At 69.0% G+C, this 13,579-nt stretch carries 11 protein-coding genes and 1 pseudogene; 7 read left to right on the forward strand and 5 right to left on the reverse strand.

From position 1 onward, the window contains the following. Positions 1-17: 17 nt before the first annotated feature. Positions 18-1,739, forward strand: coding sequence for a bifunctional 3'-5' exonuclease/DNA polymerase (locus tag ACZY0Y_RS09285; protein ID WP_463957578.1), 1,722 nt, complete (start codon positions 18-20; stop codon positions 1,737-1,739). Positions 1,740-1,795: 56 nt separating this feature from the next. Continuing rightward, positions 1,796-1,969: pseudogene (locus ACZY0Y_RS09290) on the forward strand (YegP family protein); the annotation flags it as partial. Positions 1,970-2,013: 44 nt separating this feature from the next. Here ACZY0Y_RS09290 and ACZY0Y_RS09295 read toward each other — a convergent pair. The 3 genes from ACZY0Y_RS09295 to ACZY0Y_RS09305 form a co-directional block, all read right to left on the reverse strand. Further along, entirely contained in the window at positions 2,014-2,712 is a 699-nt protein-coding gene (locus tag ACZY0Y_RS09295) for an NUDIX hydrolase (protein ID WP_463883657.1), read from the reverse strand. Further along, on the reverse strand, positions 2,709-3,479 hold the full coding sequence (gene nth, locus ACZY0Y_RS09300) for an endonuclease III (protein ID WP_463957625.1): 771 nt from the start codon (positions 3,477-3,479) through the stop codon (positions 2,709-2,711). Before nth ends, ACZY0Y_RS09295 begins: the two co-directional genes overlap by 4 nt. A 138-nt stretch (positions 3,480-3,617) precedes the next feature. Further along, positions 3,618-4,979 carry a hypothetical protein gene (locus ACZY0Y_RS09305; RefSeq protein ID WP_463957580.1) on the reverse strand — a complete coding sequence of 454 codons (1,362 nt, stop codon included), beginning with the start codon at positions 4,977-4,979 and terminating at the stop codon, positions 3,618-3,620. A 442-nt stretch (positions 4,980-5,421) separates the two neighbouring features. On the opposite strand from ACZY0Y_RS09305, the gene acs reads away from it, so the two are divergent. The 4 genes from acs to ACZY0Y_RS09325 all read left to right on the forward strand — a co-directional run bounded on the left by acs (position 5,422) and on the right by ACZY0Y_RS09325 (position 10,222). Continuing rightward, positions 5,422-7,452 (forward strand): acetate--CoA ligase, encoded by a 2,031-nt coding sequence (gene acs, locus ACZY0Y_RS09310; protein ID WP_463957627.1) that lies wholly within the window; start codon positions 5,422-5,424, stop codon positions 7,450-7,452. Between the two features lie 384 nt (positions 7,453-7,836). Then, entirely contained in the window at positions 7,837-8,148 is a 312-nt protein-coding gene (locus ACZY0Y_RS09315) for a hypothetical protein (RefSeq protein WP_463957582.1), read from the forward strand. Positions 8,149-8,663: 515 nt separating this feature from the next. After that, positions 8,664-9,137, forward strand: a complete 474-nt coding sequence (aroQ, locus tag ACZY0Y_RS09320; protein ID WP_160663776.1) for a type II 3-dehydroquinate dehydratase — start codon at positions 8,664-8,666, stop codon at positions 9,135-9,137. A gap of 2 nt (positions 9,138-9,139) precedes the next feature. Next, the gene (locus ACZY0Y_RS09325) at positions 9,140-10,222 is read left to right on the forward strand and encodes a DUF2332 domain-containing protein (protein WP_463957584.1); all 1,083 of its coding nucleotides are present in this window, start codon (positions 9,140-9,142) and stop codon (positions 10,220-10,222) included. Positions 10,223-10,225: 3 nt separating this feature from the next. Here the strand turns inward: ACZY0Y_RS09325 and ACZY0Y_RS09330 are convergent, their stop codons facing one another. Beyond that, a complete protein-coding gene (locus ACZY0Y_RS09330; protein ID WP_463957586.1) occupies positions 10,226-11,410 on the reverse strand; it encodes a MarP family serine protease in 1,185 nt (394 codons plus the stop codon). Between the two features lie 203 nt (positions 11,411-11,613). Here ACZY0Y_RS09330 and ACZY0Y_RS09335 point away from each other — a divergent pair, with 203 nt between their 5' ends. Further along, entirely contained in the window at positions 11,614-12,291 is a 678-nt protein-coding gene (locus ACZY0Y_RS09335; RefSeq protein WP_463957589.1) for a Crp/Fnr family transcriptional regulator, read from the forward strand. Positions 12,292-12,665: 374 nt separating this feature from the next. Here the strand turns inward: ACZY0Y_RS09335 and ACZY0Y_RS09340 are convergent, their stop codons facing one another. Next, positions 12,666-13,577, reverse strand: coding sequence for an NUDIX hydrolase (locus ACZY0Y_RS09340; RefSeq protein WP_463883646.1), 912 nt, complete (start codon positions 13,575-13,577; stop codon positions 12,666-12,668). Positions 13,578-13,579: the final 2 nt, after the last annotated feature.

The raw sequence follows: 13,579 nt of genomic DNA on the forward strand, positions 1-13,579 counted from the left end.
AGGGCAGAATTGTCCCTATGTACCTGCTGCTCGCCGCCCACGCTGACGGCGCAGCCCTCCAGGAACTCACGGCGGAGGGCGCCCCACACCCGGCCACCCCGGAACCGCGCGTCGTGAGCGCCGCCCGGCTGGCCGGCGTCGTGCGTGAACTCGAACAGCGGCGGCCGCGGTGGATCTGGCACCGCACCCAGGACTGGTACCCCGCCCTGCTGGCTGCCGGGGTCGAGCTGGAACGCTGTTACGACCTCACATTGTGCGGCGCGATCCTGGCGCACTCGGAGTTCACCGCCCACACCGCGTATGCGCAGAACGCCGAGAAACTGACCCAGGATGATGAGCTGCTGCCGCCGCGGTCACTTCAGCCGCCCCCGCCGCCGGCCGACCAGGGTGCCCTGTTCGAGGATCCCGGCCTGCGCCGGACGCCCAGCCGCAGCCCCGAGGACCTCCGCGCCGAATACGCCGCCCAGCAGGAGGCCCTCGGCCAGGTGGGCGGGACCGGCGTCGAACGTCCCGGCGACAACCGCAGGCAGCGCCTCCAGCTGTTGCTCGCGGCCGAGTCGGCCGGTGCCATGATCGCGGCGGAGATGCAACACACCGGAGTGCCGTGGCGCGAGGAACTGCATGAGCAGATCCTCGCGGACCACCTCGGCCCACGGCCTCCGCTGGGGCACCGTCCGGCCAAGCTGGAGGCGCTCACCGCACAGCTGCGGCAGCTGCTGAATTCCCCCTCGCTGAACCCGGACTCCCCGCAGGAGCTCATGCGGGCCCTGCACCGGAACGGCATCGAAGTGAAGACCACCCGGCAGTGGGAACTGAAGGAATCCAGCCACCCGGCGATCGAGCCGCTGCTGGCGTTCAAGAAGCTTTCACGCCTGCACGCCGCCAACGGCTGGGCCTGGCTGGATGCCTGGGTAAACAACGGCCGGTTCCAGCCGGAGTATGTGGTGGGCGGAGTGGTCTCCGGACGCTGGGCTTCCCGCGGCGGCGGGGCGCTGCAGATCCCGCGCCAGATCCGTGGCGCGGTGCATGCCGATCCGGGCCACAAGCTGATCGTCGCCGACGCCTCCCAGCTCGAGCCCCGGGTGCTCGTGGCACTGGCGCAGGACGCCAAAATGGCTGAAGCTGCGCGCGACAAGGACCTGTATGCCGGCATCGCCGCACAGGGCTTCGGCGGCGACCGCGCCAAGGCGAAGGTGGCGCTGCTCGGTGCCATCTACGGGGCAACAACCGGCGAATCCGGACGCCTGATGCCGCAACTGACCCGCACCTACCCGCGTGCCGTCGGTTTCGTGGAGCAGGCAGCCCGCGAGGGGGAGGCCGGCAGGACGGTCACCTCGCGGCTGGGCCGCAGCAGCCCGCCGCCATCCGACCGCTGGCTGCAAAGCCAGCAGTCCACCAGCGCCGAGGAACAGCGCCGGGCCGATTCGATCGCCCGCTCGCGCGGCCGGTTCACCCGCAACTTTGTGGTCCAGGGTTCCGCGGCCGATTGGGCGGCCTGCTGGCTGGCAGAACTGCGACGCCGGCTCCGCGCCATGCGTGCGGACGGCAGCCCCGCCGGGGAACTGGTTTTCTTCCTGCATGACGAAGTCATGGTGCACTGCCCCGAGTCCGCGGTGGCCGACTGCACCCGCGCCATCGAGGAAGCGGCGAGCGCCGCGAAGGAACTGCTGTTTGGCCGGATTCCCGTGGAATTCCCGGTGAGCGTCGCCGTTGTGGACTCCTACGACAACGCCAAATAGTCGTCCGGAGCCGCCCGCCGTAACGTACCCGTCAGTAGCGTTGTGCACCCGATGGAACGGTAGTCGCCGTTTCACCGCTGTTCAACACGATCAAGGGCGCAGCCGCAGGTATCAACGCAGTGCGGGAGAACGCCGCGACCGGGCTGATCGTCGACAAGGCCCGGGCCCACGGCCAGTCAGCCCAGCGGAAGGCCGTTGCACGGCCCGGCGTCACCCTGGCCTCCAGGTAGGGACTGCGCTGGCCTCCAGGTAGGGACTGAGCGGAGGACCTGCCTCAGCCGTGCAGCCTGCTCCAGGTATCCACGCTGAGCAGGCTCCCGCGGTTCCACGGGACCGCCCACCCCAGCTGGTCGAAAAGCTGGTTGAGGATCATCCCTGTAAAGCCCCAGACCACCACGTCGTTGACGGTAAAAGCAGGGCTCTGGAAGGTCTGCCCCGCCCGGGTCACGGTGGCCATCACACGGTTGTCCGGATCCAGCAGGTCCCGGACCGGGACGCGGAAGACCTGCGCGGACTCGCCATAGTCCACCACCCGCACGGGCGACTGGGACGCCCACCAGCCCAGGACCGGCGTCACCAGGAAGTTTCCGCGGGGAAGTGCCAATTCCGGCATCACACCGAGGACCTCGACGCCGGCGGGATCCAGCCCGGTTTCCTCTTCCGCTTCCCGCAGGGCGGCCTCGATGACGGATTCGCCCGGGTCGATGCCGCCGCCGGGGAAAGCGACCTGCCCCGGATGGTCATCCAGGGTCTGGGCCCGCTGCAGCAGGAGGACATCCAGGTCCGCGGGGGCGAGCAGTTTGACCGAGGTCGCCGGGACATCATCGAGCGAGCCGAAAAGCATCAGCACGGCCGCGCGGCGGATCCGGTCGCCGGGCTCGACCACGAGTTCCTGCCAACGTGGATCGGGGGACGGCGCCGTTCCGGCTTCCACCGCGGCCACCAGATCAATGAGGTCCTGCCGGGCGGTCACAGCGGCTTCCTCTGGGATTCCATCCGGATTTCTGCTGCACGGTGCGTCTCGGCGAGGAGCTTCGACAGCAACTCCTCCTGCCCCGGCGCCAGTTCGTACTTCAGCAGCTTCCTGGCCTTCTCCGGATCCGTCTCCCCCATCCCATAACTCGGGCACCAGTTCGCGACGGCGCAGGCCCCGCAGGCAGGCTTGCGGGAATGGCACACACGCCGGCCGTGGAAGACCACCCGGTGCGAGAGCATGGTCCAGTCGCGGGGCCCGAACAGCTCCGCGACGTCCGCCTCGATGCGGACCGGGTCGTCGGACCCGGTCCAGCCGAAACGCCTGGCGAGCTGGCCGAAGTGGGTATCCACCGTGATCCCCGGGACACCGAACGCGTTGCCGAGCACCACGTTCGCGGTCTTCCGCCCGACGCCGGGAAGCGTCACCAGATCCTCCAGCCTGCCGGGTACCTCGCCGTCGTACTCATCCACGAGCCGGTTGCACAGCGCCATCAGGTTCCGGGACTTGGCCCGGAAGAATCCGGTGGGTTTGATGATGGCCTCCAGCTCGGCGGGGTCCGCCTCCGCCATGCTCCGCGCGTCAGGATAACGGGCAAACAGCAGGGGCGTGATCTGGTTGACCGTCACATCCGTGGTCTGCGCCGACAACACCGTGGCCACGACCAGCTCAAACGGGCTGCGGAAATCGAGTTCCGCATGGGCGTACGGATACTGCTCCGCGAGCGCCTTGTTGATCCGTCGGGCGCGCCGTTTCAGCGCCAGCAGGGACTCCCCCGCGGCCCGAGGGACGGCACTCTGGGCGCCAGCGCCGTTGGCGCCGGCCCTCCTGGTGCCGGCGTCTTTGGTGCCGGGTGTGGCGGTGGCGGGGGCCGGGTTGCTGGACTCGATGGCCACTGGGGCGGGCTAACCGCGCTCGATGTTGCTGAGGTCGCGGAGCACGCCGACCCGCCCGTCGGTGTGCTGGACCAGGAATTCGTGGCCACGGTCCTCAAGGGCAAGCACCCAGCCGCCCGGTTCAATCACGAAAGCCGGTGCGCCGCTGTGTTCATCCACGGCGGTGCGGGGCTGGGCGACGGCGAACCAGAATGCCTCATGGACGGGCTGGCCGCCGTGGTCCGCGGGACGGCTTGCCGGGTCGACGGTGGCGCCGATCAGCTCCTGCTGGCGGACCCGCGGATTCACCGTGGTGGGGGCGCTGCTGCTGGACGTTGCGGGAACCTCCGCGGCGCGGGTTTCCTCGGCGGCTGCGGCGGCACGGGCCTGTGCCTCCGGGGCCTGCTCCCCGGCCGGGGCTTTAGCGGCGGGCACGACGGCGGCTGCCGGCGCCTCCGGTGCGGAGGCGGCGGGCACGATGCCCGAGACCTGGGTCTCCGGGGAGCTGACGACCGGAGTGGGTGCGGGACCCTCGGCCGGTGATCCGTGGGCGGGGGCCGGCGTCGGGACTGCAGTACCGGCCGGGGCACCGGCCGCGGCCGGCGCGGCACCCGGAGTTGCCGCGGCACCGCTTGCTGCAACTGCGCCGGCGGCACCCGCTACGCCTGCCGCGTGCCCGGCGTCGGACTGACCGCCGGAGGTCATCCGCTTGGCCCAGCCCGCGACGGCGCTGGTTCCGGCGGCTTTGGGCGCCGTCTCGTCGCTGGCTTCCTTTGGCGCCTTGGGGGCGCGGGGTTTGCGGACAGGGACCGCTGACTCGCGGGCCACGACGTGGGCCGGCACTTCTGCGCGGCCCAGGAAGTCCCCGGCGAAGAAGGGGATCAGGCGGCCCAGCACGGTGGCCGCAAAAAGCCCGAGGGCGCCGACGAGCGCGAGCAACATTCGGGGGTCGTAGGCGCCTGCGACGGCGAGGAAGAAGAACGCGACAGCGAAGGAGGCCACCACGGAACCGAACTGGTCCACCGACAGGGAGCCGATCCGGATCTTCGTTTCGGGGCTGAGGCGGCGCGCCACGAACAGGGCGGCCACAATCACGGGCAGCAGAATTCCGAGGCCAAGGAAGAACAGGCTTCCCAGATTCCACAGGTTGTAGCGGACCGCAAACATCGGGAGCAGGGAGGCGACAAAGAGGATCAGCGTCGAGCCGAAAACAGTGAGATCGCGGATGGTGAACGGTCCGAGGACCGCCTCGTTCTTCTTCCCGGCCGTCTTCCCGTTTGCCTTGTCCACCGTGAAACGGGGTGCTTCCCCATAATTGCCGGACCGGTCCGCGCCACCGTTGCTCTGGCTTTCGGCAGGCGGCTTAAGCTGGCCGTTTGTTTGCTCGTTCATTCGGTTCTCCTTAGCATGGCGGCACTCTGGACAGCACCGTCTAACGGCAGGCCAAGCGGGGACCGCGAGCGGTCCCGTCGCCTCCATCGGATGTCACAACTTCATCTCAGCCTAGTCAAGTGGCTGGCCGATCACTAGCTGACAAGCCGGGGATGAGGGTTCAGAATCAGGCCCCGGCAGACTGTGCCGGGCCAGCGTCACATAGGACGCGCGCTGCGCGCACAAGGCCCGCGGCCGCCATTCGGCGCTTAACAAACACCGCTCACGGTTCGCCGTGTGACGCGGCACACGTTGCAGACGGCTCAGGCGTTAGTGTGTATTTCGGAACAGCTCTTTGCGGTACGTCCGTGACCAGCCCATGCCCGGCGCCGCGCAAGCGGCCCGGCCGTGCGGCGGAACGGGGGTCCCGCGCAGCAAGGATCGATGAATGATGAGGTTCACCATGTCCCAGCAGACCCCCGGCTCCACGACGACGCAGGCCCCGCAAGGCGATGCCTTCGAAAACCTGTCGCAGGAGAACCGCAAGTTCGCCCCCGCCCCCGAATTCGCCGCAAACGCGGTGGTCACTGCCGCGGACTACGCCGAGGCAGACGCCGACCGGCCAGCGTTCTGGGCGAAGCAGGCCCGCGAGCTGCTGACCTGGAGCAAGGACTTCAGCCAGGCCCTGGACTGGTCCAACCCGCCCTTCGCCAAGTGGTTCGTCGGAGGCGAGATCAATGCCGCCTACAACGCGCTGGACCGCCACGTCGAAAACGGCCACGGCGACCGGGTGGCGATCTACTTCGAGGGCGAACCCGGCGATACCCGCACCTACACGTACGCCCAGCTCACCGAGGAGGTCAAGAAGGCCGCCAACGCCTTCGAGTCCCTCGGCGTCGCCAAGGGCGACCGCGTCGCCGTGTACCTGCCGATGATTCCCGAGGCCGTCATCACGCTGCTGGCCTGCGCCCGGATCGGCGCCATCCACTCGGTGGTATTCGGCGGCTTCTCCGCCGAGGCGCTCCGCTCCCGGATCGACGACGCCGAAGCCAAGCTCGTCGTCACCGCGGACGGCACCTACCGCCGCGGCAAGCCCAGCGCGCTCAAGCCGGCCGTCGACGAGGCGCTCGCCCATGAGGGAGACGGTTCCGGCCACACCGTGCAAAACGTCGTCGTCGTCAAGCGCAACGGCCAGGACGTCGACTGGCACGACGGCCGTGACCACTGGTGGGATGACACGGTCGGGACCGCCTCCGCCGAGCACACCGCCGTCGGGCACGACTCCGAGCATCCGCTCTTCATCCTCTACACCTCCGGCACCACCGGAAAGCCCAAGGGCATCCTGCACACCACCGGCGGGTACCTCACCCAGGGCGCCTACACACACAAGGCCGTCTTCGACCTGCACCCGGAGACCGACGTCTACTGGTGCACGGCCGACGTCGGCTGGATCACCGGCCACTCCTACGTCGCCTACGCCCCGCTGATCAACGGCGCCACCCAGGTGATCTACGAGGGCACCCCGGACTCCCCGCACCAGGGCCGCTGGTGGGAGATCGTGGAGAAGTACAAGGTCTCCATCCTCTACACCGCCCCCACCGCCATCCGCACCTTCATGAAATGGGGCAAGGAGATCCCGGCGAAATCCGACCTCTCCTCGATCCGGGTCCTGGGCTCCGTGGGCGAACCCATCAACCCCGAAGCGTGGATGTGGTACCGCGAGGTCATCGGCGGCAACGCCGGCAAGAACGGCGAACAGAAGGAAACACCGGCCCCCATCGTGGACACCTGGTGGCAGACCGAGACCGGCGCGCAGATGATCGCCCCGCTGCCGGGTGTCACGGCCACCAAGCCCGGCTCCGCCCAAGTCCCGCTGCCCGGCATCGCCGTGGACGTCGTGGATGAGGCCGGCGAGTCCGTAGCCAACGGCTCCGGCGGCTACCTCGTGATCCGCGAGCCGTGGCCGGCCATGCTGCGCGGCATCTGGGGCGACCCGGAGCGTTTCAAGGAAACCTACTGGTCCCGCTTCGAGACCATGTACTTCGCCGGCGACGGCGCCAAGAAGGACGAGGACGGCGACATCTGGCTGCTCGGACGGGTCGATGACGTGATGAACATTTCCGGCCACCGGCTCTCCACCGCGGAGATCGAGTCGGCGCTGGTCAGCCACCCCGCGGTGGCCGAGGCCGCCGTCGTGGGCGCTGCCGACGAGACGACCGGCCAGTCGGTCGTCGCGTTCGTGATCCTGCGCGGGGACGCCGTGGACACCGGGGACGCGATCGTGCAGGAACTCCGGAACCACGTCAGCAAGGAGATCGGGCCGATCGCCAAGCCCAAGACCATCCTCGTGGTGCCCGAACTGCCCAAGACCCGTTCCGGCAAGATCATGCGCCGCCTGCTCAAGGACGTCGCGGAAGGCCGCGAGGTCGGCGACGCCACCACACTGGCCGACAACACCGTGATGGCCCAGATCGCGCACTCGCTCCGGAAATAGCCGGTCCGGCCGGGTACGGTTCGACGGCGGCGCTGCCCACCTTTGGTGGGTGGCGCCGTCGCCGGTTAACCCGTACTCAGCCGCCGGCGTCGTGAATTTCGCGTTGACCAGGGCGAGGGTATCGCCGAACAGCGCCGCCGTCGTCGGGACGTCGAAGTTCTTGCTGGTGATGACTTCCTCCACGTGGCCCCTGCCCAGTGAGCCGTTCAGTTCGATCCTGCTTACCTGGTTGGAGAGGTTCTGCACGGCCCAGAGCGTGCTGCCGCGGACGACGATGCCGTCGACGTTCGCCAGCGTGACCGGGGCACCGGAGGCGTCCGTGACGTCGATCTTCTTGTTCGAGCCGTCCTCCGGGTCCACGGCGTACAGTGCGCCGCGGCCGGTGTGGGCGACGATCAGCTTGTCGCCTTCGTCGGCGGCGGCGATTCCGTTGAGGTTGAACCCGTCATCGACGGTGCCGGCGGGCGCCCCAGGCGCCAGGGTCCGGACCTCGCCCGGTTTCCCGTCGCGGCTGAGCGGGATCCGGTAAAGCTCGCCGGCGCGGGAGTTGGTGAACCACGCGCCGTCGCGGGTCAGGGTGACATCGTTGATGAAGCTGGTGCCGCCCGGCGCCAGCTCGTAGACCTTTACGGTCTTCTTCGTCGCCAGGTCGTACACATAGGCCTGGCCGGTGGCTCCGCCCGCCACGAAAAGTAGGTCGTGGTCCCGGTCGACCTTCATGCCGAGGGCTGCCCGGCCTTCCGGCGCCTTGATGAACAGTTTTGCACTGCCTGTGTCGATGTCCCCCCGGAAGATGTTGCCGTTGAGCCGGTCGCCGGCGAAGAACGTGCTGCCCTCGCCGGCGGCGATGCCTTCGGCACCGGTGGCGCCGGGCAGCCTGATCACCGGGGACCGGTCGTCCCGGTGCGTTCCGGAGGCGGTGGCCAGGGGCGCCGGCACGAAAAATGCCGCGAGGGCGAGGAGGCCCACAGCGGCCCGGCGGATTGATTTTCCTGCATGGATGTTGCGCATGATGTGCTCCGAGATCGGGCTTCCGCGCGGGCTTACCAGTACGGGAGGTCCGCACGATGGTCCTTTGAGTCTAGGCAGGCCGGCCGGTGCTTGCCAGAGGCCGGTGCAGCGCCGGCCGGTGGCTTCCCGGGCTGTCATCCGGGTGTCCTTTCCGCGGTTGGGTGCGGCGGCCCGCAACACAACGCGATACATTGGCAGACATGAGTGAAGCCACCCCCGACGGCGCCGGCCGCGGCACCATCCTGGTCCTGAACGGGCCCAACCTGAACCTGCTCGGCACCCGCGAACCCGAAAAATACGGCACCGCCACCCTGGCCGACGTCGAACAGCTCGCCAAGGACGCCGGCGCGGCGCACGGCCTCGCTGTCGAGTGCTTCCAGTCAAACCATGAGGGTGCCCTCGTGGACGCCATCCACGCCGCCCGCGGCACGGCCATCGGCATCGTTATCAACGCCGGCGCCTACACCCACACCTCAGTGGCCATCCGGGACGCGATCTCCGCGGTGCAACTGCCCGCCGTCGAGGTCCACATCACGAATGTCCATGCCCGCGAGGAGTTCCGGCACCATTCCTACCTCTCGGACATCAGCAAGGCCGTGATTGCCGGCGCCGGGATCCTGGGCTACCGGTTCGCCGTCGAGTACCTCGCCGGTCTGCAGGCCGGCCGGGACTGAGCATGTCCTCCCGTGGTGCCGCCAGCGGCGAACCGGGTCGAGCGGAGTCGGGCGCTGCGGAGTCGGGCGCACGGGAGTCGGCCACTGCGGAGTGGTATCGGCACTTCGGCACGGTTGACGCGCCCGGCAACTCCGAGTGCTACGCCGCGTGGTCGGTGGGCATCGCGGAGGACCCGGAGCTGATCCGGCGGATCGACGAGTGGCCGCACAACAAGCGCCAGCCCCTGCTGATGCTCGCCGCAGCCCGGTTCCTCGGGGCGCACATCAGCCCGTACCCGGGCTTCCGGGCGTTCCTGGACCACCACTGGGAGGACGTCTCGCGGATCGTGCTCAGCCGCGCCACCCAGACCAACGAGGCCGGGCGCTCCGCCACCCTGCTGCCGTCCCTGGCGCAGATCGCCGCCGCCGGCGGGCGCCCGCTTGCGCTCATCGAGGTCGGGGCCTCGGCCGGGCTCGCCCTGTTTCCGGACCGCTACGGCTATGAGTACGACGCCGGCGCAGCGGTCACGCGGCTGGTCCCCGCCGGCGCCGCTCCCGGCAGTTACCCGGTCCTGGGCTGCGCCCTCTCCGGCCCTGTCCCGCTGCCGGCGGCACTCCCGCAGGTGGTGTGGCGTGCGGGGATCGACCTCAACCCCCTCGACGTCCGGGAACCCGACGACGTCGCCTGGCTGGAGGCACTGATCTGGCCGGAGCAGGATTTCCGGCGCGAGCGGCTGCGCCGGGCGATCGCCATCGCGCAGGCCGACCCGCCCCTCCTCGTGGCCGGGGACCTCAACGACCAGCTCCTCGCCCTGGCCTCGCAGGCGCCGTCGGACGCCACGCTGGTGGTGTTCCACAGCGCTGTCATGGCCTATCTCGATGCGGCCGCCCGGGACCGGTTCCGCGGCACCATATCCCGGCTCGCCGTCGAACGCGGCTGCCATTGGCTCTCCAACGAGGGTCACACGGTGATCATCCAGGCGGATGGCTCCAGCGTGGTCCCCGAAATGGACGAGTCCCGGCTCCGCGGCCGGTTCCTGCTGCTGCACAACGGGAACCCGGTGGCGATCGCCGGACCGCACGGCCAAAGCCTGGAGTGGCTCTAGCAGCTACTTCTGGATGCACTGGCCCGGGGAAACGGCGCTGCCCAGACCCGGCGCCCGCGCGGCAACCGGCCCCAGATCCGCCATGGTGATGGCGTAACCGAGCGAAGACTCCGCCGTCGCCTTGGCGAAGACCACGCCAGCCACCTGGCCGTCCATGGTCAGCAGCGGGCCACCCGAGTTGCCCGGCTGGACGTCCCCGGCGAGCCGGTAAACATCCTCCGGTGCGGGGTTGTTGCCGTAGATGTCCGGGACCAGCACCGTCGTAATGTCCTGCACCGTGGCCGGTTTGGACTGGAACGGACCGCCATGGGGGTAGCCGGCAAACGCGGCCGGGCTTCCGGGAGGCAGGTCGGAGCCCAGCGGCAGCGGTGCCGAGCGCAGGCCGTCCACGGCCACCACAGCGAGGTCATGCTGGGCGTCGAAGTACACCACCCTCCCGGGCAGGGCGCCGCCGCCCGGGATCTCCACGACCGGTTCCGGCACCCCGGCCACCACATGGGCGTTCGTGACCACCCGGCCGGGCGAAACCACAAAACCGGTTCCGGTCTGGTTCTGTCCGCACTGGTAAGCAGTTCCCGCGATCTTCAGTACCGAAGCCGCGGCGTTGTTCAGCGCCGGCGTGTCGGTGCTGGTGTCCGGGACAGCCACCGGCTGGCCTTGTCCGATGCCCTCAAACAGCGTCGGAATGCCCCCGCCAATCACGGCGGACCGCAACTGAGCCATGGAGGTCTTCACCGGGACGGGGGTCACGCCGTCGATGAAGCCGATCACCTTGGACTCGGCGAGCGGCTGGGAGACAAAGGGAACGCCGAGCGCTCCGATGCTGAAGGCCAGCATCGACATGACCAGGGCGGAGACCACAACGTTGACGCCGCCGCCGGCCAGGCGGTCCACGGACCGCAGCGGCCTGATCCGGACGACACTGCGGACCCTGCGACCGATGGCCGTGCCCAGGCCGTGGCCCAGGACCATCAGCAAAACGGCGGTGGCAATGATCGCCGTGAGGCGCCAGCCGCTTTCCGCCACGAGGCCGCTGACGATGGGGACGGACACAAACGCCGCCACGGCACCCGCGGCGAACCCAGCGATGCCGCCGACCGTGACGAGGAAGCCGTTGCGCAGGCCGTGGAACAGGTAGGACAACAGCGTCACAATCAACACGAGGTCCAAGATGGTCAAGCCGAACACCGATGCTCCTTACAGGCAGGTAAGCCCCAATTCTACCGGCGCGGGCTGACAGTTTGCCGCGCACCGGTGGTGGCCGGACAGTGCCCCCGGCTTCCTTTGGCATGACGTTTGGCGCGCCTAGGTGCCAAGTACGTCACAGAAGCGCCAAAATTCTGAAACAATGGCTGAAGCGCCCCAGCCGACACAGTTAGTCAGGAGATTTCATGGATATCGAGGTATTGCGCCGCGCACCCCTTTTCGCCACGCTCGACGACGAGGCGTTCCGTCTGCTGACGGACGAACTCACCGAGGTGGACCTCTCACGCGGAGCCTCGGTATTCCGGGAAGGTGACCAGGGCGACCAGCTCTATTTCATTGTCTCCGGCAAGGTCAAGCTCGGACGCACGTCCCCGGACGGCCGGGAGTCACTGCTCGCCATCCTGGGCCCGGGCGAGCTCTTCGGCGAAATGGCACTGTTCGATCCGAGCCCGCGCACCGCCACGGCCACGGCTGTCTCGGAAACGCGTCTGGCCGGGCTGAAGAATGAGGGCCTCAACGCCCTGCTGCGCACCCGCCCGGAGGTCTCGGCGCAGCTGCTGCAGGCCCTGGCCCGCCGCCTGCGCCGCACCAACGATTCCCTGTCCGACCTCGTCTTCTCCGACGTTCCGGGCCGCGTGGCCAAGGCCCTGCTGGACCTGGCGGACCGCTTCGGCCGGCCGGCGACCGACGGCGTCCTGGTGGCGCACGAACTCACCCAGGAAGAACTCGCCCAGCTGGTCGGTGCTTCCCGCGAAACGGTCAACAAGGCCCTCGCGGAATTCGTACAGCGCGGCTGGCTGCGGCTGGAGGCCCGCGCCGTCGTCATCCTCGACATGCAGCGCCTCCGCCAGCGTTCCCGCTAAGCCTTTTTGGCAGCACACCGAAGGCCGGCCCGTGAAAACGGAGCCGGCCTTCGGTGGTTAAGCCTGCTGGACTGCCCCGGCGCGGGACATGCCCATTCTTTGCCTCCCGGCCCGCGGGACATGCTCATTCCTCGCCACAACGAGTGAGCACAATGCCATCCTGTCCACCAGCCCAGGCCACCGGAGGGCATGTCCCGTGGCTGCGCGGGCCGAGCGGCGAGCATGCCCATTCCGCGCTGCGTGTGCCCAGTGGACATGCTCATTCCTCGCCGCAACGAGTGAGCACAATGCCATCCTGTCCACCAGCCCAGGCCACCGGAGGGCATGTCCAGTGGTGGTGGGTAGCGGATGGTCCGCGACCCCTGAACCGGGCGTCAGCGTTCGCGCTGGGGTTCTCCGGCGACGGTCTTGGCCGCCTCGACCTCGAGCATGAGCTGGCCGTCTTCCTCGACCAGCTTCGGCTGGTAGACGTGGGCCTTGCGCTTGTAACTCAGGTACGCGATGCAGCCGTTCGCGGAAGCCATCTTCTCGAGCATGATCTCCGAGCCGGGCACCAGGAGCTGGCCGAGCGTGCGTCCGACCGTGTTCTCCTGGCCGACCTCATCGCCCAGCGTGGAGGTGTTCCGACCGTCGACGAGCTTGCGGACACAGACCCACCGGCCCCACACACCCTTACTGGCCAGCAACGAGGGCTGCTGGTTCATCGGGACAGTGGCCGCGAAATAGCGGGTGTTGAACCGGCGGTGCGCGAAGTCCGGGCTGAGCCAGTTGACCAGCGGCTTCAGCAGGTCCGACCGCACTGAAAGCCCGCGCTTGGCGAGCACCTCGGTGAAGGACTTCTCCTGCTCCGCCACCGCCACCCGGGCCCGCATCCACTCGGCCGTGGACGTCGCCTCGACCGTGGTGGACAGGTCCGGTCCGGCCAGGAGAATGCCGGTTTCCTCGAACAGTTCGCGGACGGCACCGACCACATGGCGGCGTGCCAGTCCGACGTCGGCGGTCCCCATCTGCTCGGCCCAATGCTGCGGCGAGGGGCCCAGCCAGCCGACGGCGTCGTCGTCGGACGCCTCCAGCGACCCGCCCGGGAAGGCGAGAACACCCAGCGGTGACGAGCCGGGCCGGTAGCCAAGCCAGGTCTCCAGCCCGGTGGGCGAATCACGGAGCAGCACCACCGAGGACGCGAACCGGGCCGCGCGGGGGGTCCGTTCACCGTGTTCAAGCCAGCTGCGGGCGGCCCCCTCAAGATCCGGGGGAAGGGCAAACAGGCGACGGGCTAACTGAGGCACAG

Source organism: Pseudarthrobacter kochi (assembly GCF_055412805.1).